24 protein-coding genes are annotated in these 23718 nt (G+C 45.9%); 8 read left to right on the top strand and 16 right to left on the bottom strand.

Translation table 11 applies throughout. The features are described 5' to 3' along the window. Window positions 1-19: 19 nt before the first annotated feature. The gene (locus I2494_RS19040; RefSeq protein ID WP_218468562.1) at window positions 20-376 is read right to left on the bottom strand and encodes a hypothetical protein; all 357 of its coding nucleotides are present in this window, start codon (window positions 374-376) and stop codon (window positions 20-22) included. A gap of 233 nt (window positions 377-609) precedes the next feature. Here I2494_RS19040 and I2494_RS19035 point away from each other — a divergent pair, with 233 nt between their 5' ends. Next, complete coding sequence (locus tag I2494_RS19035) at window positions 610-1617, top strand: purine-nucleoside phosphorylase (RefSeq protein WP_218468561.1); 1008 nt, start codon at window positions 610-612, stop codon at window positions 1615-1617. 55 nt (window positions 1618-1672) lie between these two features. Here I2494_RS19035 and I2494_RS19030 read toward each other — a convergent pair whose 3' ends face one another. Further along, window positions 1673-3517: a polyurethane esterase gene (locus I2494_RS19030; protein WP_218468560.1), complete on the bottom strand. Its 1845-nt coding sequence runs from the start codon at window positions 3515-3517 to the stop codon at window positions 1673-1675. A 718-nt stretch (window positions 3518-4235) separates the two neighbouring features. On the opposite strand from I2494_RS19030, the gene atoD reads away from it, so the two are divergent. The 4 genes from atoD to I2494_RS19010 are packed head-to-tail and all read left to right on the top strand — an operon-like array spanning window position 4236 to window position 8106. After that, a complete protein-coding gene (gene atoD, locus I2494_RS19025; RefSeq protein WP_218468559.1) occupies window positions 4236-4895 on the top strand; it encodes an acetate CoA-transferase subunit alpha in 660 nt (219 codons plus the stop codon). A 2-nt stretch (window positions 4896-4897) separates the two neighbouring features. After that, the gene (locus I2494_RS19020) at window positions 4898-5563 is read left to right on the top strand and encodes a CoA transferase subunit B (protein WP_218468558.1); all 666 of its coding nucleotides are present in this window, start codon (window positions 4898-4900) and stop codon (window positions 5561-5563) included. Beyond that, window positions 5560-6882, top strand: a complete 1323-nt coding sequence (locus I2494_RS19015; protein ID WP_218468557.1) for a TIGR00366 family protein — start codon at window positions 5560-5562, stop codon at window positions 6880-6882. The genes I2494_RS19020 and I2494_RS19015 overlap by 4 nt, the downstream gene beginning before the upstream one ends. 39 nt (window positions 6883-6921) lie before the next feature. Beyond that, window positions 6922-8106 (top strand): acetyl-CoA C-acetyltransferase, encoded by a 1185-nt coding sequence (locus I2494_RS19010; RefSeq protein WP_218468556.1) that lies wholly within the window; start codon window positions 6922-6924, stop codon window positions 8104-8106. 88 nt (window positions 8107-8194) lie between these two features. On the opposite strand, the gene I2494_RS19005 is transcribed toward I2494_RS19010, so the two are convergent. The 14 genes from I2494_RS19005 to I2494_RS18940 all read right to left on the bottom strand — a co-directional run bounded on the left by I2494_RS19005 (window position 8195) and on the right by I2494_RS18940 (window position 20809). Then, window positions 8195-8638, bottom strand: a complete 444-nt coding sequence (locus tag I2494_RS19005; protein ID WP_321206126.1) for a PDDEXK nuclease domain-containing protein — start codon at window positions 8636-8638, stop codon at window positions 8195-8197. 3 nt (window positions 8639-8641) lie between these two features. Next, the gene (locus I2494_RS19000) at window positions 8642-9247 is read right to left on the bottom strand and encodes a DUF1016 N-terminal domain-containing protein (protein WP_228351026.1); all 606 of its coding nucleotides are present in this window, start codon (window positions 9245-9247) and stop codon (window positions 8642-8644) included. 165 nt (window positions 9248-9412) lie between these two features. Beyond that, on the bottom strand, window positions 9413-10438 hold the full coding sequence (hypE, locus tag I2494_RS18995) for a hydrogenase expression/formation protein HypE (protein WP_218468555.1): 1026 nt from the start codon (window positions 10436-10438) through the stop codon (window positions 9413-9415). A gap of 3 nt (window positions 10439-10441) precedes the next feature. Further along, complete coding sequence (gene hypD / locus I2494_RS18990) at window positions 10442-11557, bottom strand: hydrogenase formation protein HypD (protein ID WP_218468588.1); 1116 nt, start codon at window positions 11555-11557, stop codon at window positions 10442-10444. Then, the gene (hybG, locus tag I2494_RS18985) at window positions 11544-11837 is read right to left on the bottom strand and encodes a hydrogenase maturation factor HybG (protein ID WP_130593774.1); all 294 of its coding nucleotides are present in this window, start codon (window positions 11835-11837) and stop codon (window positions 11544-11546) included. The genes hypD and hybG overlap by 14 nt, the downstream gene beginning before the upstream one ends. Beyond that, a complete protein-coding gene (hypB, locus tag I2494_RS18980) occupies window positions 11828-12982 on the bottom strand; it encodes a hydrogenase nickel incorporation protein HypB (protein ID WP_218468554.1) in 1155 nt (384 codons plus the stop codon). The genes hybG and hypB overlap by 10 nt, the downstream gene beginning before the upstream one ends. 107 nt (window positions 12983-13089) lie before the next feature. Then, on the bottom strand, window positions 13090-13431 hold the full coding sequence (gene hypA / locus I2494_RS18975; RefSeq protein WP_130593076.1) for a hydrogenase maturation nickel metallochaperone HypA: 342 nt from the start codon (window positions 13429-13431) through the stop codon (window positions 13090-13092). Further along, the gene (hybE, locus tag I2494_RS18970; protein WP_218468553.1) at window positions 13424-13915 is read right to left on the bottom strand and encodes a hydrogenase-2 assembly chaperone; all 492 of its coding nucleotides are present in this window, start codon (window positions 13913-13915) and stop codon (window positions 13424-13426) included. The genes hypA and hybE overlap by 8 nt, the downstream gene beginning before the upstream one ends. Window positions 13916-13917: 2 nt before the next feature. Continuing rightward, a complete protein-coding gene (locus I2494_RS18965) occupies window positions 13918-14403 on the bottom strand; it encodes a HyaD/HybD family hydrogenase maturation endopeptidase (protein WP_218468552.1) in 486 nt (161 codons plus the stop codon). Then, window positions 14403-16106 (bottom strand): hydrogenase 2 large subunit, encoded by a 1704-nt coding sequence (hybC, locus tag I2494_RS18960; RefSeq protein ID WP_218468551.1) that lies wholly within the window; start codon window positions 16104-16106, stop codon window positions 14403-14405. Before hybC ends, I2494_RS18965 begins: the two co-directional genes overlap by 1 nt. Beyond that, window positions 16103-17284 carry a Ni/Fe-hydrogenase cytochrome b subunit gene (gene hybB / locus I2494_RS18955; RefSeq protein WP_130593080.1) on the bottom strand — a complete coding sequence of 394 codons (1182 nt, stop codon included), beginning with the start codon at window positions 17282-17284 and terminating at the stop codon, window positions 16103-16105. Before hybB ends, hybC begins: the two co-directional genes overlap by 4 nt. Continuing rightward, window positions 17268-18257, bottom strand: coding sequence for a hydrogenase 2 operon protein HybA (gene hybA / locus I2494_RS18950; RefSeq protein WP_130593081.1), 990 nt, complete (start codon window positions 18255-18257; stop codon window positions 17268-17270). The genes hybB and hybA overlap by 17 nt, the downstream gene beginning before the upstream one ends. A gap of 2 nt (window positions 18258-18259) precedes the next feature. Continuing rightward, window positions 18260-19378: a hydrogenase 2 small subunit gene (hybO, locus tag I2494_RS18945; protein ID WP_218468550.1), complete on the bottom strand. Its 1119-nt coding sequence runs from the start codon at window positions 19376-19378 to the stop codon at window positions 18260-18262. A 381-nt stretch (window positions 19379-19759) separates the two neighbouring features. Continuing rightward, window positions 19760-20809 (bottom strand): LacI family DNA-binding transcriptional regulator, encoded by a 1050-nt coding sequence (locus tag I2494_RS18940; RefSeq protein WP_218468549.1) that lies wholly within the window; start codon window positions 20807-20809, stop codon window positions 19760-19762. A 332-nt stretch (window positions 20810-21141) separates the two neighbouring features. Between I2494_RS18940 and purB the strand changes: the two genes are divergently transcribed. The 3 genes from purB to I2494_RS20740 all read left to right on the top strand — a co-directional run bounded on the left by purB (window position 21142) and on the right by I2494_RS20740 (window position 23391). After that, window positions 21142-22494 carry an adenylosuccinate lyase gene (gene purB / locus I2494_RS18935; protein ID WP_218468548.1) on the top strand — a complete coding sequence of 451 codons (1353 nt, stop codon included), beginning with the start codon at window positions 21142-21144 and terminating at the stop codon, window positions 22492-22494. A gap of 178 nt (window positions 22495-22672) precedes the next feature. Further along, a complete protein-coding gene (locus tag I2494_RS18930) occupies window positions 22673-23311 on the top strand; it encodes an SLC13 family permease (protein WP_218468547.1) in 639 nt (212 codons plus the stop codon). A gap of 5 nt (window positions 23312-23316) precedes the next feature. Beyond that, window positions 23317-23391: a hypothetical protein gene (locus I2494_RS20740; RefSeq protein WP_407657931.1), complete on the top strand. Its 75-nt coding sequence runs from the start codon at window positions 23317-23319 to the stop codon at window positions 23389-23391. Window positions 23392-23718: the final 327 nt, after the last annotated feature.

Below are 23718 nucleotides of genomic sequence, written 5' to 3'. Positions count from 1 at the left end.
TTACCGGTCTCTGGGCCGGTTATTCCGCACCTTCGTGATGCTGTTTCAAGTAGAGATTCAATTGTGTCGCAGCGTGTTTAAAGCCACAGTGAAACAATGATGAACATGCTTTATCTAACTGGTTCTCAACATTTTTCTTTCTACGGCTCAGCAACAAAAAATAACCGGCCATTGCTACTGTAAACACCATCATTGGGATATCCCAAACGCTACCAAATACCAACATGTAAGCAACGATAGCCACACTAAGAAAAAATATAATCACAATTTTACGTAACGAACCATTAAGGGTTTGATAATCCTCTAACAATGATGTTATTTGCCGCTTAGTCAGCGAACTTACTTCTGTGTTCTCTTTTATTATCTTTTCTGGCATAACCGTTACGTTTCCTATTGTTTCAGCTGTAAGTTTTACGCAAATAATAGAACCATAGTTTAGCGTAAACCCCCTGATGGAAAAATGAGAACTCGCAAGTAATCCCGAAAAATCAAGATGTGGCTCATCGATGAAAAATTATTTCCATGAATGAACAATAACGGCTGGTTTTTTTATTCATGAATAGGGAAAATAGCGCAAACGATTACGTGAACCATAACAGGAAATAAGTGATGTTAAAAAAGAGTGTGTGCCCGTTGTTTTTCCTTCCGCTTTTTATCTCCGGTCAGGCATTAGCCAGCGAAGCCCCAATTAAAGTAAAAGTGTTTGTTGGCTCTATGTTTGAGATTGGCCAAAACACCGGAGATAAAGCCGGAGAGTTCCAGTATTGGTATGAGAAATATTTCAAAAATAGCCAACCAATTACCGTTAAAGGTGCCGCATCTCCCGTTTTTTGTAACGATGATGGTGTGTGCGGTTCCGTATTAGGTATGGGTAAAGTAGCCTCTTCCTCCTCCGTACAGGCTATCCTGTTAAACCCTAAGTTTGATATGTCACAAACCTATTTTATGATTAACGGCGTTGCCGGTACTCCGCCATCTCGCGGAACCATCGGTGATGTAAGCTGGGGCTCGTGGGCAATTGATTACGATCTTGGTCACCGCTGGGCACCGGAGGAAGGGTTACATAACGGCCAAACTTTTATGCCGCGTAAAGGTTACGAAAACATTCGTAGCTATCAGCTCAATCCAACGCTGGTTTCCTGGGCAATGAAGGTTACCGGACAAACTAAGCTGCTGGATTCCGAAGGCGCACAAAAATATCGTGAACGCTATCCGGATGATAACGCCAGGCGCGCACCAAAGGTTCTGACGGGTACTCATATGACTGGAGACACTTTCTTCCACGGCCCGGGAATGTCAAAAGAGGCTCAGTACATTGCTAAACTGTACGGCGCGGACGACTATCTGGTAACTGAAATGGAAATTGCTGCCATCACTCAGGTGATTGCCCGCACTCAAGGTACCACTCAACGCGTGTTCAGCTTACGTGGGTCAGTTAACTTCGATCAGGGTAATCCTAACGAAACCACGCTGGAACATTTAGACCCGGCTCCGGGCCAAACGGCGGGTGGTTTTAAAGAAACGGTAGAGAATATTGCCACTGTCGGTGGCGAAATGACTGACTACATTGTAACCCACTGGGATACATGGAAAGACGGCGTCCCGCCGCTGAAATAATCTTACTCATAAGGGCTGCAACCATTGCAGCCCTTTTTACTATTCGCTATCCCTTTTAAACCAGAATGAATTGGTCCATGCTCAACTGCTCACGGGGGACATCAGCCAGTAGTATCGAGTTATTTTCGCCATAACTTACCATCGTCCCTTGCTCGGTCATCATGAGATCTTTAAATAAATCCTCGACTCGAGTTAATCCCGCAATGCCAACCAATTGAATCAGATCGCCCTGATCAAAACCGTGAATAACATCATTGCCATCACCGTCATTAAACACAAACAGGTCATCAGCCAGGCTGACTAATGTGTCATCTCCCTTGCCTGAAAAGAATAACGAGGGTTTATCACTGCCGATCAATATATCATTACCATCGCCACCAAACATCCAGCCACTCTCGGTTAACTGTAATTGGTCATCATCCGCGGAGCTTGCCGCTGTGGTGGCATAATCATAAACGATGGAAGGGTCATCCACCCGCTGTAAGCCATGTTCGCATATTTGATAGGTCGTTCCACTCGCTGTGTTGTCTGAGATATATTCCACATCATATAACGTGTTTAAAGTACCTTGTTCTGCATGATACAAATAGACCGTTCCTTCGCTATCACGACTAATACTGTATTCCGACAAAGGATGAGTCAATTCAAGCACATCATTACCTTCACCACCGGCGACAATGTTATACCCTTGCCCTAATTGAAAACGATCGTCACCAGAAAAACCTTCCAGACGATCGTTGCCCAAACCGCCTCGCAGCAAATCATCATGATCTGAACCAAGAATAAAGGCACTCTTGCCATAATGATTGGAGGTTCTGGATTGGATATCCTCTACCCATGTATTACCTCGCGTCACATCAGACAGGCTGGATACCACAATCACTGAATCTTGCTCGGTTAAATCATAAAATTGGGAACCTGTAATGCCTTTAATCACATCACTATAGGTAAATGGCATGTGCGTCACCCATGAAACCGGATTAGCGATGCTATAAGGTAACCAATTCAATAATCCGGCCTTACCGGCATAAAGATCGTTAAAACCAACAATATTATCGGTTGAGTTAGGGTATTCCTGATCGTGAACAAATAACGAGTCAAAGAACATAATTTTTCCGCTATCAGTTACCCGATAGACGGGCTCATTTTCCAAACCATAATGCAACACATTCATCGCATTACTATCAATACGTGAAGAGGCGGAAGAGATATACACAGAATCTTTATAAAACCCGCCCCATTCAGCTTCACTGAGCATTGCCATATTACTGACCAGTGAACCCCCTAAACTGTGGCCCGTAAAAATAATATCTTCCCCGCTCAGGCCATTTGCCTGAGCAAATTCCGCAACAGTTTGCAGTAACTCACCAAAAGCTTTAGGTAAATAATCCGGTTGTGGTTTCACAATACTGTTATAAAGATTCACCACATCCATCAAAGTATCGGTAACCAGATTCTCCCGCTCTCCGGTAATACCGCGAAAGGCAATAGTGATTTTACTTAACTGTCCTTGCTCATCGTGAAACCCTAAAACATCAGCCTGAGCGGAACGAAATAGCGGATGTTCACCAACGATGGCATTCCACTTATCTTCCTTTCCCTGATAATTTAATTCACTGGCGGAAATTCGCTGCCATCCACTATCCGCAAGACTCTGGTAGCTTCTATCTTCAGCACCTTTTAATCCACTCCAGCTCATTACTCCCTGAGACGTTTTAGAACCAAACAGGCCTGTCCAGAGCATCGGAACTATCCCTGTCGTCGTCATACCATATTTGTAATAACCTTCAGCTAATCCTTCAGGTAAACCTCGAAATGAATAATTAATTATCGCTAAAGACTGGTTAACTAATTCTGCTGATTCTTTACTCGAATATCCCTTGATATCAAAGATAGCCATATTGGTTCCCCGCCAGATAGAATAAATAATGATTTAAACATTCATTTATTTTTATAAAAATAGAATTACTGATATAAGAATAAACAATAACGTTTATTATCAATCGAATGAAAATATTAAACGCACATCTAATAGCTAAGTGATTCTATTTATCAGAAAAAATAAAATTATTAATTAGATCAAATAATTGAGTTGAAAAGTTTATCTCAATAAAAAAAGGGGGGAAATAATCCATTAATAAATCATTTCCAGATAGAAATTAAGTAAAAATAAATTTAAATAGAAATAACTTATTTTTTACAAAGAAACTCGTTCAAGCACGCTTAAGGGCTAATAAAAAACGCGTCTAATCAGGCAACTTAAAAAATGAATAGCATAAAATGAAACTAAATCCTGACTTATGGCCGCTATGATCTAACAAACCTCTGCGAGTAAACCTTCTGTTTCAACTATTGCTCTGAAATAGCAAATCCTGATTTTTAGCATACCTCCAACAGTGAAACAAAAGGTGCACACCTGTGCAAATAATTGCACACTTCTCCTTACTAATTTTAGCCATCGCCTCGTTTCAGCTCCTGACTGGAATTAAATTAATCAATTGATTATTAATAATTAATTATCACAAAGTGCAAAAAACTGCATAAAAACCATAACTGGCACATCCCTTGCAATTCCTTGTGTGAGTCCTTCTTCGGACGTCAAAACATAAGGAATAATTATGAAAAATAAACATATTGATATACAGCAGGCTGCTGAATATTTTCGTGATGGTATGACTATCATGGTTGGCGGTTTCATGGGTGTGGGAACACCGCCGCGTCTGGTCGAGGCCCTCCTTAATTCTGGTGTAAAAGATTTAACTATCATTGCTAACGATACTGCATTTGTTGATACCGGTATTGGCCCTTTAGTGGTTAACGGCAGAGTGAAGAAAGTGATTGCGTCACACATCGGCACCAACCCGGAAACCGGTCGTCGTATGATTGCCGGAGAAATGGAAGTGGAACTGGTACCTCAGGGTACTCTGATTGAACGGATCCGCTGCGGTGGTGCTGGCCTTGGTGGTTTCTTAACCCCAACTGGCGTTGGTACCGTCGTTGAAGAAGGCAAACAAAAACTGACTATCGACGGTGTTGAATATCTTCTGGAACTCCCTTTGCGTGCTGATTTAGCACTGATTCAATCCCATATCGCTGACCATCAGGGCAACCTGGTTTATGAATTAACTGCCCGTAACTTTAACCCAATCATCGCGCTGGCCGCAGATGTGGTTATTGCTGAACCGGATAGTCTGGTGGCGGTGGGTGATATTGCTCCGGACCACGTAATGACACCTGGCGCATTAATCGATCACATTGTTTATCCAAAGGAGAGCTAATCATGAACGCAAAAGAACTCATCGCTCGCCGCGTAGCCCTTGAACTACATGATGGTGACATTGTGAACCTGGGTATCGGCTTGCCAACTCAGGTAGTGAACTATTTACCACAAGATATTCATATCACTCTACAGTCAGAAAACGGTTTTCTGGGTTTAGGCCCGGTAACTGAAGCACATCCTAATCTGGTCAACGCCGGTGGACAACCTTGTGGTGTTCTGCCAGGTGCTGCCATGTTTGACAGTGCCTTCTCGTTTGCCCTGATCCGTGGTGGTCATGTGGATGCCAGCGTTTTAGGCGGCCTGCAGGTTGACCAAAGCGCCAACCTGGCAAACTGGATGGTTCCGGGAAAAATGGTTCCGGGCATGGGTGGAGCAATGGATCTGGTTACCGGTGCTCGCCGCGTCATTATCGCGATGGAGCATTGTGCCAAAGATGGTTCATCAAAAATCCTCAAGCAGTGCACTTTACCGTTAACCGCTAAGAACAAAGTCAGCATGATTGTGACTGAAATGGGCGTGTTCGAGTTTGAAAAGGGACAGCTAATTCTGAAAGAACATGCTCCGGGCGTTACGCTTGAAGCTATCAAGGCTGCAACTGATGCTGAATTTAGCGTGGCTGCAGACTTTAAAGTTATGCCAATCGTTGTTGAGGAAGGTGTAGCATGATCGGCCGCATATCTCGTTTCTTAACCGGCTTTGTTAGCCGCTATCTGCCCGATCCGTTAATTTTCGCCATGTTGTTAACCATGCTCACTTTTGTGATCGCACTGGCTCTGACACCACATACACCTGTCGATATGGTGCAAATGTGGGGTAACGGCTTCTGGAACCTGCTTGGTTTCGGTATGCAAATGGCGCTGATTATCGTAACAGGACATGCATTGGCCAGCTCCGCGCCGGTTAAACGTATCCTGAAACTAACCGCATCAGCCGCTAAAACCCCTGCTCAGGGCGTTATGCTGGTAACCTTCTTTGGTTCTGTTGCCTGTGTAATTAACTGGGGCTTTGGACTGGTAGTCGGTGCAATGTTTGCCCGTGAAGTGGCTCGTCGGGTGAAAGGCTCTGACTATCCATTGCTGATTGCCTGTGCTTATATCGGCTTCCTGACATGGGGTGGTGGTTTCTCTGGTTCAATGCCGCTGCTGGCCGCAACGCCAGGTAACCCGGTTGAGCATATCGCGGGTCTGATCCCGGTTTCTCAAACCATTTTCACTAACTACAACATCTTTATTACGTTATCTCTGATTGTGGTGATGCCGTTTGTTACCCGTATGATGATGCCAAAACCAGAAGATGTGGTAACTGTTGATCCATCTCTGCTGGCTGAAGAGCCAGACTTCCAGAAAAAACTTCCTGCTGATGCTCCAGTGGCGGAAAAAATGGAAGAAAGCCGTATCATCGCGTGGATCATTGGGGCGCTGGGTATTGCTTACTTAGGCATGTATTTCTACGAAAAAGGCTTCAATATCACCATCAACACCGTCAACATGATGTTTATGATTGCCGGTTTACTGCTGCACAAAACGCCAATGGCCTATATGCGCGCCATTTCTGCCGCAGCCAAGAGTACCGCCGGTATTCTGGTACAATTCCCGTTCTATGCCGGTATCCAGTTAATGATGGAACACTCCGGTTTAGGTGGTCTGATCACCGAGTGGTTTATTAACGTTGCCAACAAAGATACCTTCCCAATCATGACCTTCTTCAGTTCTGCGTTGATTAACTTCGCAGTACCATCAGGCGGCGGTCACTGGGTTATTCAGGGTCCATTTGTTATGCCTGCGGCACAAGCTTTAGGCGCCGATCTGGGTAAATCAGCCATGGCAATCGCCTACGGTGAACAGTGGATGAACATGGCACAACCATTCTGGGCCTTACCTGCTCTGGCGATTGCTGGTTTAGGGGTTCGGGACATTATGGGTTACTGTGTTACCGCCCTGCTGTTCTCCGGAATCATATTTGTTATAGGCCTCACCGTATTCTGACGCCAATAGTAAAATAGATAAAAATTAAGGAATTGAGTTATGAACAACATTGTTATCGTCAGCGCAGCGCGCACCGCCATCGGCAGCTTTAATGGCTCACTGGCTTCGGTTTCCGCCGTTGATTTAGGTTCAGTAGTTATTCGTGAAGCAATGGCCCGTGCTGGTATCAGCGGTGAAGCAGTTGATGAAGTTATTTTTGGTAACGTACTACAAGCGGGTTTAGGTCAAAACCCGGCTCGTCAGGCTCTGCTGAAAAGCGGTATTCCTGAAACGGTTTGTGCTTATACCGTAAACAAAGTCTGTGGTTCTGGCCTGAAAAGTGTCGCTCTGGCAGCTCAAGCCATTCTTGCTGGTGATGCTCAGGCAATTATTGCCGGTGGTATGGAAAACATGAGTCAGGCGCCTTACTTGCTGGATAGCAAAGCGCGCTGGGGTTACCGTTTAGGTGATGGCAAACTGATGGATGTTATCCTGCAGGATGGCTTAATGTGCGCCACTCACGGTTACCACATGGGGATCACCGCAGAGAACGTTGCTAAAGAGTACGATATCAGCCGTGAAGCACAGGATGCACTGGCGCTGGCATCACAACAAAAAGCCGTAGCTGCTATTAACAGCGGTGCTTTTGCCAAAGAAATCGTTCCGGTAACGGTAAAAACCCGCAAGGGCGAAATCATTGTTGATACCGACGAATTCCCGAAAGCTGACACCACGGCAGAAGGTCTGGCGAAACTGCGCCCGGCCTTCACTAAAGAGGGTACAGTAACCGCAGGTAATGCTTCCGGTATTAACGATGGTGCTGCTGCTCTGGTAGTGATGTCTGAAAGCCGTGCCAAAGCGCTGGGATTAACGCCTCTGGCCCGTATCAGAGGCTATGCTAACGGCGGTGTTGCCCCATCACTGATGGGTATGGGCCCTGTTCCTGCAACGCTGAATGCGTTAAAGAAAACCGGCCTGTCACTGTCTGATATTGACCTGATTGAAGCTAACGAAGCTTTCGCCGCTCAGTTCCTGGCCGTAGGCAAAACGCTGGGATTTGACGCAGCCAAAGTTAACGTTAACGGCGGTGCTATTGCTCTGGGTCACCCAATCGGTGCATCCGGCGCACGTATTCTGGTCACCCTGCTGCACTCGTTACAAGCCAGAGATAAAACTCTGGGCCTGGCAACGCTGTGTATTGGTGGTGGTCAGGGTACTGCAATGATTGTTGAACGCATGAGTTAATCAGTCGCTTCTACCTCAAATGCCGGTATCATTTGGTACCGGCATTTATATCCAAATCCTTCGTTCATCCGCGTCAACGCCCCTCCTCTTACTCAAACTTCGCCTGTTCATCCAAATCAATATGTTGGCCAATAAGCTCCGCTTCAATCTCTTCAATACTGGGTAAGTCCGTCAATAATTTATCTGGTAACGAATTAATCAGTTGGTACTCCGCAACACCTATCGGATGATTAGAGTCACGCAGAGCGTATTCAGCAACAACTCGATTTTGGCTTTTGCACAGCAGCAACCCTATCGTAGGAGAATCTTCTGAACGCTTTATCTGAGCATCAACAGCACTTAGATAAAAACTCAGTTTTCCCGTATGATCCGGCTTAAAAGCACCTGCTTTAAGTTCAACGACCACATAACAACGCAGTTTTAAGTGATAAAACAAGAGATCAATAAAAAAGTCATCACCGCCAACCTCTAAATGAACCTGCCGCCCGACAAAAGCAAATCCACTCCCCAGTTCAATCAAGAAGCGGGTAATATGTTATACTAACGCCGACTCTATCGCCCGCTCCTCCGCATCCTTTCCCAGACCAAGAAAATCCAGACGATAAGGATCTTTCAATGAATCTCTGGCCAGCTCAGATTGATATGCAGGAAGGCGGGATTCAAAGTTGGTCACAGCTAACCCTTCACGTTCTATACGTTGAGTCTCAATATGAATATTCAATGTATTGCGAGACCAGCCATACTCAAGTGCCTGTCGGGCATAGGCCATACGTAACCCGGTATCTTTCAAACGCGTTAATAACACAATGTTATGCCCCCATGGCAATTGTCCAACAAGCTGTTGGACAATTGCCATATCAGGCCAGGCCTCAGCAAAAGCGCGCATTGACATAAGGTTAGCGCGGGAAAAACCTTTAAGTTCCGGAAATGCTGTTCTTAAATCTTTGGCTAACTGTTCAATAACTTTGGTTCCCCAACCCTGTTCAGCCTGTCGGGTTAAAATGTCTCTCCCAATATGCCAATAAAGTGCAATCAACTCCTGATTGACCGCTAAGATAGCTTTTTGCCGTGCTGTCTGAATTTGAGTTTTTAGAGCCGCCAGCCATTCACTGTAATCTGAGGGTATTAATTCTGAGGTCATTTTTTGATTCTTCTGATACAAGCCAGAGCAAATCATAAAATGTTTGTTACCGTCCCCCTCGCTCAACTTTGGTTATCTGGAATCTATTACCCAATATTTGTTTCCTGCCATAAAAATAGCCCCGACGGTTCTCACCGGTCGGGGCTATTTTCATCAATACTACTGTTAGCAAATTCTTGGCAATGGTTCGCTATGCGGTAAATCCAGCAGGCGAGAAGCGCCAAAGATTCCTTTTAGTTGAACTCGGGCCGTATCGGTTACAGTACCAATCACCGCGGCATCTTTACCCAAAGGATGAGCACGTAATGCAGCTAAGGTTGCCTGCTCCGCTTCTGGCGCGATGACAATCACCAGCTTGCCTTCATTGGCAAAGTTCAGCGGTTCCAGCCCCAATAGCTCACATACACCACGAACCGCAGAATTGACCGGCAGATCCCCTTCATTAATCGACATACCGCAACCGCTGGCAGCAGCAAATTCATGCAGAATAGCAGTTACTCCGCCCCGGGTTGCATCACGTAACGCTCGGACACCATCAATCTCGCGTAATGGTGCAATCAGTGGCGTTAATACCGCGCAATCACTGGTTAACTCAGCTTCAAGACCCAGATTCTCACGCAAATTCAGAATGGTTGCGCCATGATCCCCCAACGTTCCACTCACTAAAATGCGATCGCCGGGGCGAATATGCTGTGCGCCCCAGTTAATCGTCCCGGGAATAGCGCCAATGCCCGCTGTATTAATAAATACTTTGTCTGCCGCTCCACGCTGTACCACTTTGGTGTCACCAGTAACAATCTCTACGCCTGCTGCTGCAGCGGTATCAGCCATGGATTTAACAATTTGCTCCAGCTGTTGCAACGGAAGTCCTTCTTCAAGGATAAATCCACAGGAGAGATATTGTGGAACCGCACCGCTTACCGCCACATCATTGACCGTTCCACAAACCGCCAGCTTACCAATATTACCGCCGGGAAAGAAAATAGGATCAATAACATAGCTGTCAGTACTAAATGCTAAACGATCGCCCACTGAGGTAAGTAATGACAACGGGATACGAGCCTGATCTTCCCGCTCATTCAACGCCGGATTAGCAAAAGCCTGTAAAAACAGCTGTTCAATCAGCTGCTGCATAGCCTGACCGCCGCTACCATGGGCCATGGTAACGACATCTTTTTCAGTAAAAGCCATAAATTAAGCGAGCCCCCGACGATATTGATAATAGGCGGCACACGCGCCCTCTGAGGAAACCATCAGTGCCCCAAATGCGTTTTGTGGCGTACAGCGAGAACCAAACAGCGGGCAATCATTTGGCTTACAGCGTCCGGTCAGAACATCACCACAACGAGCCAGAGGATCGTCAGCTACCTGATGCTCTTGAGTATTGAAACGCAATTCTGCATCAAATTCACGATAGGCAGGAGTCAGCTGCACGCCAGATCCGGCTATCGAACCCAAACCACGCCATTCGCTGCTCTCTTTCAGTTCAAAAACTTCATCCAGAGCTTTGCGTGCCAGCGCATTTCCCTGCCGGGAGACGATACGTTTATATTGGTTTTCCACTTCACAACGACCATCATGTATCTGGTCTACCAGCATTGCCAGCGCTTGCAGGATATCCAATGGTTCAAATCCGGTAACCACTAGTGGTTTATGGAAATCTTCCGCAATAAAGCCATAAGGTGTAGTACCAATCACCATACTTACATGGCCGGGAGCAAGAAAGCCGTCAATTCTGACATCAGGCTGCTCCAGCAGGCTACGCAAGGTTGGAATAATAGTAATGTGCTGACAGAAAATGCTGAAATTCGTTAAACCACGGCGTTTGGCCTGTTGTAGCGTCAGCGCGGTACTTGGCATCGTCGTTTCAAAGCCAAGACCAAAGAACACCACCTGCTTGTCCGGATTTTGCTCGGCAAAAGTCAGGGTATCCAATGGAGAGTAGACAATACGCACATCAGCACCGCGACGTTTGGCATCTAACAGAGATCCATTACGCCCAGGCACCCGCATCGCATCGCCGTAGGTACAAAAAATCACCTCAGGGCGTTCAGCAATTTCAATACAGCCGTCAATACGCCCCATCGGCAATACACAGACCGGACAGCCCGGCCCATGCACAAATTCAATTTCTGGTGGTAGCAGTTGGTCAATACCAAACTTATAGATAGCATGAGTATGCCCACCGCACACTTCCATCAGTTGCAGTGGATGTTCACCGGCCTTAGCAATAGCTGAAACTTTATGGCGAATATGGGACAGCAGCGTTTTTGCCAGTTCAGGATCGCGGAATTCATCAACGTACTGCATCATCCGCTCCGGCATTGATCCCGAGGAAATCGCCCACTTCATGTTCAAGCACGCTCATTGCCATCAGAGCTTCGAGCGTGGCCTGCGCCTCTTCTTCATTAATGATGCTCATCGCAAAACCAACGTGAACCAGAACCCATTGCCCGATTAATTCAGCCGGTTCGCCTTCACAAATGAGGGCTATATTCACATCGCGTTTTACGCCACAAACGTCAACCTGAGCTAACTGATGAATATCTTCACCTACGGCAACAATTTGCCCCGGAACCCCTAAGCACATAACTGCGTCTCCAGCCATGAAACCCAGGCTTCCATACCTTCACCGCTGGTTGCCGACAGTTGGATAACCTGAATATTCGGGTTAATCCGACGAGCATTGGCAATACAGGCCGCAACATCAAAATGCAGATACGGCAGTAAATCGATTTTATTCAAAATCATCAATTCTGATGCGGCAAACATATGTGGATATTTTAAGGGTTTATCTTCCCCTTCCGTCACTGACAAAACGGCAACCTTCGCCCGTTCACCCAGGTCGAAACTGGCAGGACAAACCAGATTGCCTACGTTTTCAATAAACAGCAGACTCTTCTCTTTTAACTCAAGGCGAGTAGCCGCATCGTGCACCATTTGTGCATCCAGATGGCAGCCTTTGCCGGTATTTACCTGAATTGCCGGTACGCCAGTGGCACGAATACGCTCGGCATCATTGGTGGTTTGCTGATCCCCTTCAATCACCGCACAGGATAAACGCTCCCGTAAACGCATCAGGGTTTCAGTTAATAATGTGGTCTTGCCAGAACCCGGGCTTGATACCAGATTCAGCGCCAGAATATGTTTTTCAGCAAAGTACTCTCGGTTATGCTCTGCCAGATGGTTGTTCTTACTCAGCACATCCATCTCAATTTGCAGCATTCTTTTCTGGCTCATACCCGGTGCGTGAGTACCCGCTTCACCATGACCGTAATCTAAATCTTGTTCGACTTCACGCGGCTGAAATTTCTCTTCACTCTTCTCTGCGCTCTCTTTTTGTTCCATCTCCAGTTCAAACTCTACATCGCCCATCTTTTGAGCGATGGCGGTATGTACGTGGTGATGTACATCCCCCTGATGGTGGTAATGATGATGGATAATAATGGTGCGCGGAGTTTCATGATGTCCATGATGATGCTCATCATGGTGATGGTGACCATGATCGTGATGAGCATGGTCATGATCGTGCCCATGATGACTATGCCCATGATCGTGGTGGTGATGTTCATGGTCGTGGTGATGGTGGTCATGGTCGTGGTGATGGTGGTCATGATCGTGAGCATGATTATGCTCATGGCTGTGATGGTGATCGTGTCCGTGATGGTGAGAATGCGCGTGTTCCTCTCCTTCAATTCGCCGCTCGCCCGCAGCACATCCGCAAGTAGTACACATATAACTCCCCCTCAAGACATTATCTTGTCACAGTTCAATCGGTAAATTCGGCCAGCTCATTTGCCTCGGCAATATGAGATAAATATTCGAATTAGTTATTCAAGGTGTTACTCAACTTCCAACTCTTTAATTTGCAACGTATCACCGCTGTCGACACGCAAACTAAAACCCTGACATTTAGGGCATTGAGCCTCATGCTGAGTAATTTCTACTTCACTGCTACAGTCCCAACACCAGGCCTGAGCAGGTTTATGAATAATATGAAGCTGACTGCCTTCGGCTACAGTACCACGACAGACAACATCAAAACAAAATCGCAGAGAACTCTCTTCCACACAGGAGAGGGCTCCGACTTCTAACCATACGCCGGTAACCCGCTTCACACCATGTTGTTGAGCTTGTTTCTGAATAATTTCTATTGTGCTTTCACACAATGATACTTCATGCATTACTACAATTCCTGCGGCCTAATAACAGTGCACGCCGCCCTAATTGGGCCGGGGCATCCGGATCGCTAACCGGAATCGACAACAGCATGCGCGTACAATCGTTGGCCAATTGTACACCCTGTTCAGGCGTTAAAGAATGATCCAGCGGGGACATCAGTGAACACGTCAGATATTGGGAAATACCTTCCAGCTCACCAACGGTAAAGGTCATATTGTCATAAGGCATCGCTAACCCCAGTTTGTCACTGATAGTACGCAACGGCCAAACCTGATTCGGCCCAGGCAATATCAATGCACTCAGCATCCATGGGGTAATAACACAGCCAACCCACTGCCCTTCAAACAGCTTAAAGCCGGACACATATACTGGCATATTAGGATGAAGGAAAGAGAGGTCATGCATCGCTTTATCAGCAACATCCTGAAAAGCGCGCTGAACCAGAGCCGTTGGCTCCTCAGCGTAGCCACAAATCTCATCGGACATGCTTATTTCTCCTTGGGTAGAACGTCTACACCAGATGAGCGCAAGGCCGCTATCACTTCTTGTAACGCTGGTTCAACCATGGCTTCAACCGTTGCGGTCATGCCAATGTGCGGCTCCAGTGATTCAGGAATAACACCAACCAGAGTCAGTTTACCGGGGAACTCCCCGGTAAAGCGGAGGGCCGACAGAACGTCGGCCAAACCTAACTGATGCGGAGAAATCTTATTAGTAAACAGCGTTGGCACTTCTTCATCACGCAAAATCATAATGGTGCCCGGCGTGCGCTTTTTAGAAACGATAGCATCGGCAATGATCAGATGATCGCGGTTTGCCATCGCTTCCAGCAGTTCCATTCCGGCGGTTCCGCCGTCCAGAACTTCTACGTAGTCGGGCAGGACGTAGTTTTGCTCCAGTGCTTCAACAACACGTACGCCTATCGCTTCGTCGGTTAAAAGAACATTACCAACGCCTAAAACTAATATCCGCATTAAAGAACCTTAACTTTTGTGACTTCATTACCATCTGCGTCAACCACGTGTACCGCACAAGCCATACATGGGTCGAAGGAGTGAATGGTACGTACAACTTCTAACGGTTTCGCCGGATCGGCAATCGGAGTACCTACCAGAGACTGCTCGTATGGCCCAACTTCATCATTGAAGTTACGTGGGCCAGAGTTCCAGGTGGATGGAACGACTGCCTGATAGTTTTCGATTTTACCATCTTTGATGACGATCCAGTGGGATAACATTCCGCGTGAAACTTCCGCAAAACCTACGCCCTTGAAGGTGCCGGTTGCCGGAATATTTGGTTTCACATAGGCAACATGATCCCCTTTGCCGATGTTTTCAATCAGTGATTTATACTGATTTTGTAACAAATCTTGCAGAGTACAAGCGTGTACAGTACGGCCAACAATACGTCCCAGTGTTGAATGCAGCTGAGCAACTTCAATGGTTTTACCGGTTAATGCGGTATAAATACCCACGATATCATTCAGATGCTTCTTGGTTGGTTCATGGTTAGCAGCCAGTTTACACAGCATGTTGGCTAATGGGCCCACTTCAGTCGTTTTACCGTAGAAGGTTGGTGACTTAACCCATGAATATTTGCCGTTCTCATCCCAAGTGCTGTAGTTAGGAATCGTTGTTCCTTCCCACGGTGCCTGTGGTTCTTCATCTTTATACCAGGCGTGTTTAGCGCTTTCCTGAATACCTTTAATCAGGAACTCATCTGATTGAGAGGTAATCGGACGATAAGTCGATAAATCACTGTTAGTGATATAACCACCCGGGAATACGAAGCTACCATTCTTGCTATCGGTCGGGAATTCAGGGGTACTCAGGTAGTTAACCGCCCCTTTGCCCAATTCCAGCCACTCAGGATAGAACGCTGCAATCACGGCCGTATCGACTTTGTACACTTGTTGTACGAAGTCATTTAAACGGTCAATGAAAGATTTAATGTACATCAGACGCTCAAGGTTCAGTACACCTAAACCATCCAGATTGATTGGGTTAGCTACCCCACCAACTGCCAGGTTTTGAATGTGGGGAGTTTTACCACCCAGTAACGCCACCACACGGTTAGCATCACGCTGACATTCAAGGGCCTGCAAATAGTGAGCAACAGCAATCAGGTTCACCTCTGGCGGTAATTTCATCGCCGGGTGACCCCAGTAACCGTTGGCAAAAATGCCCAACTGACCACTGGCTACCAGATCTTTAATTTTGTTCTGAACTTTAGTGAACTCTTCTTCACTATTCAGATGCCAGCTGGAAACACCTTTCAATAAGGCCGCTGCTTTAGCTGGATCGGCTTGTAGTGCAGAGGTGATATCTACCCAGTCTAACGCTGAAAGCTGATAGAAGTGCACGATATGGTCGTGCGTCATATGCGCAGCCAGTATCAGGTTACGAATGTATTGTGCGTTTACCGGGATATCCAGATTCAATGCGCTCTCAACAGAACGAACTGATGCAATAGCATGAGTAGTGGTACACACGCCACAGATACGTTGAACAATCATCCATGCATCACGCGGATCGTTACCCTTTACGATCTCCTCCATGCCACGCCACATAGTACCTGACGCCCACGCTTTGGAGACCTTTCCATTTTCAATTTCGCAATCAATGCGCAAGTGACCTTCGATACGAGTTACCGGGTCAATAGTGATACGTTGGCTCATGCTTTACTAGCCTCTTGATTCTTATGAAGATTTTTTAAAGAAGGAATAATCGGCAGTAGACGAATCAGCAAGATATAGGCACATATCTCGATACTCACAAAGCCAATTGAAATTAACAGTTCTTCCCAGGTTGGGAAATAGTGGTAACCACCACCTGGATTAAACGCTACCAGGGAGTAAGACATACGCCACATAGCACAACCCAACAGCATACTGACGGCACCGATAAACAGCATACGAGAATCGTTAGCCCATTTACGGAAACGGAAGACCACCAGTGGGAATAGCAGCAATGCGATTTCAATCCAGAACATCAGTGCATAGAAGTCACCGGCAAAGATATAAGACAGCTTATCTCTGTAAACCAGCTCACCGAAACGCAATACCAGGAAGAGCAGCAGGAATACGCTAATGATACCCATCAGCTTCCTGAACATATCTTTCTCATCCTGCCCTTTACCTCTCAGCCCTGCCTGCACCAGCGATCCTTCGAATATCACTATCGAGAATCCCATAATGAATGCGGTCAGCAATGAGTAAAGCGGTAGCATTTCATAGCTTTGCCAAATTGGGTGGACTTTATGACCTGCAGCAATCATCAGAGAACCCATTGATGATTGGTGCATGGTTGGCAGTAATGCACCCAGCGCGATAATAAAGAACATCGCTTTATTCAGGCGCTTCAGGGAGACTTTCCACCCCATGCGCTCAAACAGTGCCGGTGCAAACTCTAACGCCATGACGCCAATATAGATGGTCATACATACCGCCGTTTCAAACAATACCGAGTTTACGTTGAAATAACCCGGAATGTAGAAGTACGGTAAGTTCCAGTAACGGCCTACGTCGATGGTAATCGACAGACCACCCAGAGAGTAACCAAACAGACTGGCTAACAGTGCAGGACGAACCAGAGGATGGTATTCGCCTTTATTAAAGACATATACCGCCCAGGCTAACGCCCAGCCACCACAGGCAAAACCGGTGCCGATTAACAGGTCAAAGGCGATCCAAATACCCCACGGATAACCGCCGTTCAGATCGGATACCGAGCCCAGTCCAAAGACTAAACGCTTAACCACAAAAATTAAGCACAGCACAACCAACGGCCCGAATACGATAATCGGCCAGCTGACGAGTTTGCCGCCCAGCGGCGTTGGCTTATGATGTGTGCTCATTATCATCTCCTTCTTCGTGATGGTCGTTTTTAGTATTACGACGAACCAACACGGTTAAGCCCGCTAAAACGGCCAGCGGCAACATCATGCCTTTATAAACCGTATGCTGAATATTTTCAGAACGTGCACCGGTAGAGAGCTCTGCAACTTCTGGTAAATCAAGGTTTTTAAAAGGAACACCCGTCAGCACTAACACCTGAGTACCACCCCCCTCTTTTTCACCATACAGATGAGGATAGTAATTCGGAACCGTATGGATATACGGGTCGTTACTGGTTAATGTCTGGCGAGGATAGTGATATTCATCACCCGCTTTCAGCGCCAGGCGCTTCTTGGCTTCCGCCATCAGCTCTTCGCGCGTACCAAAAATCACGGCACCAGCAGGGCAAACTTCCACACAACCCGGTAAACCGCCTTTATCCAGACGTTCAACACCTTTCTGATTACACAGCTCACACTTGTGTAACTCACCAAATGGGTTGTTATAGTCATACTTAGGAATGTTATACGGGCAACCCACCATGCAGTAACGGCAGCCGGTACAAATATCAGCGTCGTAATGAACGATACCGGTCTTCGGATCCTTCTTCAGCGCAGATACCGGACAAACTGAAACGCAGTTTGGATCAACACAGTGCATACACTGCTTTTTGATGTAGGCGTAACCGTCTACTTCCTGATCTTTGTGTTCACCAGTACCGCTACTCCACACCTGAATGATGTTATTGGTATAAGGGGACAGTTTATCGTTGTTTGACCAGGTTTGGTTGCCGACAGGATTACGCTGTGGATGGTTAATGTCCTGACACTTTGTCACACAGGCCTGACAGCCCACGCAAAGCGTTGAGTCATATAACATCCCCAGAGAACCCGGAATAGGTGGTTTATTCTCAGCAGCCGCAAGACAGGTAGACGTACCACCCGCCAGCAGCGCACCACCTGAAGCTATTTTAAGGAAATTGCGTCTATTCACGGTTATTCTCCCCGTGAGTCAGTATCGTCTTTCTTTTGCTGACGTCCAAGTTCACGAACCGCCATCACGCTTACCCCGGCAACCAGACCAGCTATACCACCAATCAGGCCAACCGCCGTTGGTGAAACGCTTCCACCTTCACGGTTATCAACATCTGGTTTCGCATAGCGCGGCGTTGGATTTTCAACGCTGGCCAGTTGATGGATTCCTTTATGGAAGCCAACCCCTTCTTCGTTACAACCATAACAAGGGTGACCAATAGCAACAGGCCATACACCACCAACATCACAGAATTGTAGCGTTGAGCAGTTACCGTAAGTTTCAGGGCCTTTACAACCTAAATGATACAGACACCAGCCTTCGCGGTGACCATCATCACCAAACTCTTTCGCAAAGCGGCCAGCATCGAAATGTGGACGGCGTTCGCAATGTTCGTGAATCAGACGACCATAGGCAAAAGTAGGACGGTTTTTAGCATCCAGTTTTGGTGCTTTACCAAAAGTAATGATATGAGCAACAGTTGCCAGGAAGTTATGTGGGTTTGGTGGACAACCAGGAATATTAATGACGGTTTTACCAGGGAGAATTTCCTGCAGGCCAACTGCGCCTGTCGGGTTAACACCAGCCGCCGCTACACCACCCCATGCCGCACATGAACCAATCGCAATAATCGCCGCAGCATGTTCAGCCGCTTTGCGAATATGGTCGATAATTGGTTCACCAGCCACCATACAGTAGATGCCATTATCTTTTAATGGAATAGAACCATCAACGACCAGTACATACTGGCCTTTATATTTCTCAATGGCATTGTGCTTGTTTTCTTCAACCTGATGACCGAAAGCCGCGGAAAGCACTTCATGATACTCAAGTGAAATGGTTTCCAGTATCAGGTTCTCAACGGTAGGGTGAGTCGCACGCAGCAACGATTCCGTACATCCCGTACACTCTTGCGCCCCGATCCAGATAACAGGTGGGCGCTGAGGGTTACTAACCGATTCCGCAATTTCAGCGGCTGCATTAGCACTCAGGCCCATAGTAGCGGCCAGAGCTGTACACAGCTTCATAAAATCACGGCGATTAATACCGTGGGAAGGAAGAAGAGGGTTGTCTTCTATCATTATAATTATTCCTTTACGGTGACTAACGACATTGTTCATTTATACGAATTTAGTGGACAAATGTTAGGCCTATGAAACAAACCTCGTTTGATCTTTATCAAACACCGTGGAACATAGATCCAATTTTTCATTGATATGTGACTAAAAACGATTCAGCAAATGCATGCCGTGAACATAAAATTAACAATGAATTAATAATTGGTAACATTAACTTATTTTATATAACCACATTTGATTATACTGAGGACGATATTCAAAATTTTTGATATTGATCAGGGGGGATCAGAATAGAAAAAACCAATACGTAACAAAATATAAATATACTTTAAAATCAATAAAATAATTAATTTTCAAATAAGAATCATTCCACAAATAATAATATTATCTGATACGAGAAGAATCTCTGATAATCAATGAAACAGGTAGCGTAGTTATTATTTCATTATCCCTCAAATATGGTTTATTTTGATGAGGGAAATCTATTTTTGATAATAATTTATGTGCTGCATATTGCCCCATTTCGCGGCGGGGAATAGCCACTGTAGATAGAGAAATATTCAAACTCTCCAATAAATCAATATCAGAAAAACCAACAACTGAAATATCTTCAGGCACTCTTAAATTATTATTATGGCAATAATTCAACACTCCTAAAGCAGTTTCATCATTCACCACAAATAGTGACAATGGTAATGAATAATATTTCAAAATTTCCGACATTATTTCATAACCATCTTCAGCACGTAATCGCTCAACATAAAATACACTGCGCTGCGCATCAAAATCAGGATCTGCTGCTGCCATTGCCTGGCAATAGCCCTGATATCGCTCCTGAATACCTGACTTAGCCTCTACTGGCCCGGCAATGTGCAATACAGGTCGACCTTTCAGCGACAATAAATGCTCGGTTGCCATTCTCGCTCCAACAATGTTATCCGCCACTACCGCCGGGAAAAGTTGCTCCAAAGAGTGACTGATTAACACCAAAGGAATATTGAAACGGGAGGTCATCTCTGTCAGGTGAGAAATCTCTTTAGAACAAGGAAGTACAATCAACCCATCCACACCGAGTTGCGCCAGCTTTCTTACCTGCTTCTGTTCTTGTTCCAGATCGTCCCAGGTTTGAGAAACCCAGTAAGAGAAATCGATCTTATTGGTCACATCTTCCAGACCCATAAAAAAATCATGGAAGAATGGGTTATTAAAATAGTTAATCACCACACCGAATGAGCATGTGTGGCTGCCACGTAAAGAACGCGCACCGGCATTTGGCACATAACCTAATTCAGACGCGACTCTTTTAATCTCTTCCCTGCGGCTATCGGTTAACGCTCCCCGATTATTTAAGGCCATTGAAACAGCGGTAGCCGATACTCCGACAATCTTTGCTATGTCTTTAACCGTAATTCGACTGCTACGCTTTTCGCTCATGTCCAACCTTTAACAAAAATCACAATTTAACCGGGAAAACAGTATACGGAATTACGTTAACCGCTTCATCCGTCACACGCATAATTTAATCATTTTACAACATATTGTTTTATAAGATTAAAATTTTTTATTTGTAACTCAGCTCACAAACCACAATTTTTGTATGGAAATAATTTACACACAAGTTTAACGTTAAAGTGAATTTAACAAACTACTCAGGAATGGGTATCACAGTGTCGGCTTGAGCCTTATAAGCCGAGTTCTAAAATGCTGATGACCTACTTCCTGATTATTTTTCCCTTTTTAGTTTAACGTTAAACTGGAGATAAAATATGAACTCTACCGTTATCGATAGTCAGGTTTTTGGCCCTCTTTTCAGCACTCAAGAGATGCGTACTATTTTCAGCGATAAGAATCTGGTTCAGAAATGGCTGGATACCGAAGCGGCACTGGCTAAAGCAGAAGGTACGTTGGGTATTATCCCACAAGAAGCCATGAAAGAAATTTGCAGTAAAGCCAATGCTGATCTGCTGGATATTGCTTCCATTGGTGAATTCTATAAAAGCTCAATCACCATTGTTCCGTTGCTAAAAGCGTTTAAAAACGTTCTGGATAATAACGCCGGGGAATTCGTGCACTGGGGAGCGACCAGTCAGGATATCGTGGATACCGGTCTGGTTCTGCAAATTCGTGAAGCCCATGCGGTACTGCTAAAAAAAGTACAACAGTGTGAATCGGCCTGCTATGTACTGGCGGAAAAATATAAGCATGTGGTGATGGCAGGCCGCACCCACGTGCAACACGCACTCCCAATCACCATGGGCTTTAAAGCCGCCGTTTGGGCATCGGAGTTCTCTCGCCACGTTACTCGCCTGAATGAAATCACGCCACGCCTGTTTGTTGGTCAGTTTTCCGGTGCAGTGGGTACGCTGGCGTCTTTAGAAACTGAAGGGCTTAAAGTACAAGAATTAATGATGAAAGAGCTGAAGCTAAATGCACCGGATATCGCCTGGCACTCAGCACGGGATAACATTGCCGAATTTATCAACGTACTGGCATTAGTGGCCGGCACCATCGGTAAAGTCACCCGTGAAGTTCTTACCTTACAACGTACCGAAATTGGCGAACTGGAAGAGCCCTTCTTTATGGGAAAAGTGGGCAGCAGCACCATGCCACATAAGCGTAATCCACAGGTTTGTGAAAACGTTATCGCACTGACCCGCAGCGTACGCGCACTGGCACCATTGGCGGTTGAAGCCATGAACTGTGAAAACGAGCGTGACTGGAGCTGCGAAATCGCCGAATGGGATTTCGTACAAAGAGCCTGTCATCTGCTGGATGCCGCATTAGAAAAGAGCGTAGATATTCTGGAGAACCTGATGGTCTATCCGGAAAAAATGGAGAAGAACCTTAACTGCCTGAAAGGTCTGATGCTATCAGAATCAGTAATGATGCATCTGGGCGCTAAAATGGGCCGTTTAACCGCCCATGAAATTGTCTACACCATCTGTATGGATGCCTTCGAAAAAGACATTGCCATGCAGGATGCCCTGCTCGCCCATCCGGAAGTCATGCAGCATTTCACCACCGATGAAATCAAGCAAATGCTTAATCCACATAACTACATCGGACTGGCAACCACCTTTGTCGACCGCGTATTAGCTAAACGCCCGGCGGTGAAGTAATGCATAGGAACAAAAGCTAACTTCGGCTTCTGTCATTGGTATCCCATACCAATACCTGAACAAAAATAACAATAAGCGGGGTGGCTATTATTGCGCCAGAAAACAGATAAAAAAACCAATAGAGATCAAACAATTATTTTATCTGTATGGTCAGTAATACCCCCTGCATGGAGGTCATATGTCCAATAACTTAATAAAAGGGCTGGTGACAATTCTGATTGGGATAGCTATCTGGTTTATTCCGGTACCAGAAGGATTAACACCTCAGGCGTGGCATCTGTTTGCCTTAATGGTTGCCATCATCATTGGATTCATTCTTCAACCCGTGCCGGTTGGTGCAGTTGCCTTTATTGGTATCACAGCAATTGTACTAACCGATACGCTAAAGCTCTCTGAAGCCTTATCAGGTTTTAGTTCCGGGGCTATCTGGCTGATTGTTGCTGCATTTCTGTTTGCCAGAGGATTTATCAAAACTGGATTAGGCCGCCGTATTGCCTACATGATCCTCAAAGCCATCGGCGACAGCACCTTAAAAGTGGGCTATGCGCTGGCATTAAGCGATCTGATTCTGGCTCCGGCAACGCCATCCAGTGCGGCACGAGCTGGAGGAATTATCTTTCCAATCGCTCGTAGCCTTGCTTCTGCGCTGGATTCCGAACCTGGGCCAACCAGCCGTAAAGCCGGTGCCTATTTCCTGCAAGTTATTTACCAGACGGAATCCGTGGTTTGCGCCATGTTCCTGACCGCTATGGCGGAGCACCGGGCCCTATCTATTATGGTGCCGGATATGTTGACCTTAGTACCTGGTGGAAAATAGGATTTTTGTTCTCAGTAGTAAATTTAATTATCTGGATTGGGGTAGGATCAATGTGGTGGAAAGTATTAGGTTTATGGTAACCACCTAAATATCCCGTTTGAAATTAAATCAATTAAAATAATAAAGCACATACTTAATATGGCAAATGCACAAATATTTTGTCACTCATACAACAAAAGAGTGATGCAAATGCCATATTAAGCTCGCCAGCTCGGCTATAATATGCCGGTTCATATAATAAATCTGTTGTTACACACACAATAAGAAAACTTTAACCCATCCACTAAACTGGAACATTTGGAGGAATGCAGTGCAAACCTTTAACGCAGACATTGCTATCATCGGAGCAGGTGGTGGCGGTCTTCGTGCAGCCATTGCCGCTGCCGAAGCGAATCCCAACAGTACCA

The sequence above is a fragment of the Limnobaculum allomyrinae genome, from assembly GCF_016649425.1.
GTDB classification, from domain to species: Bacteria; Pseudomonadota; Gammaproteobacteria; order Enterobacterales; family Enterobacteriaceae; genus Limnobaculum; species Limnobaculum allomyrinae.
This window is presented reverse-complemented; position numbering and strand designations above follow the sequence as displayed.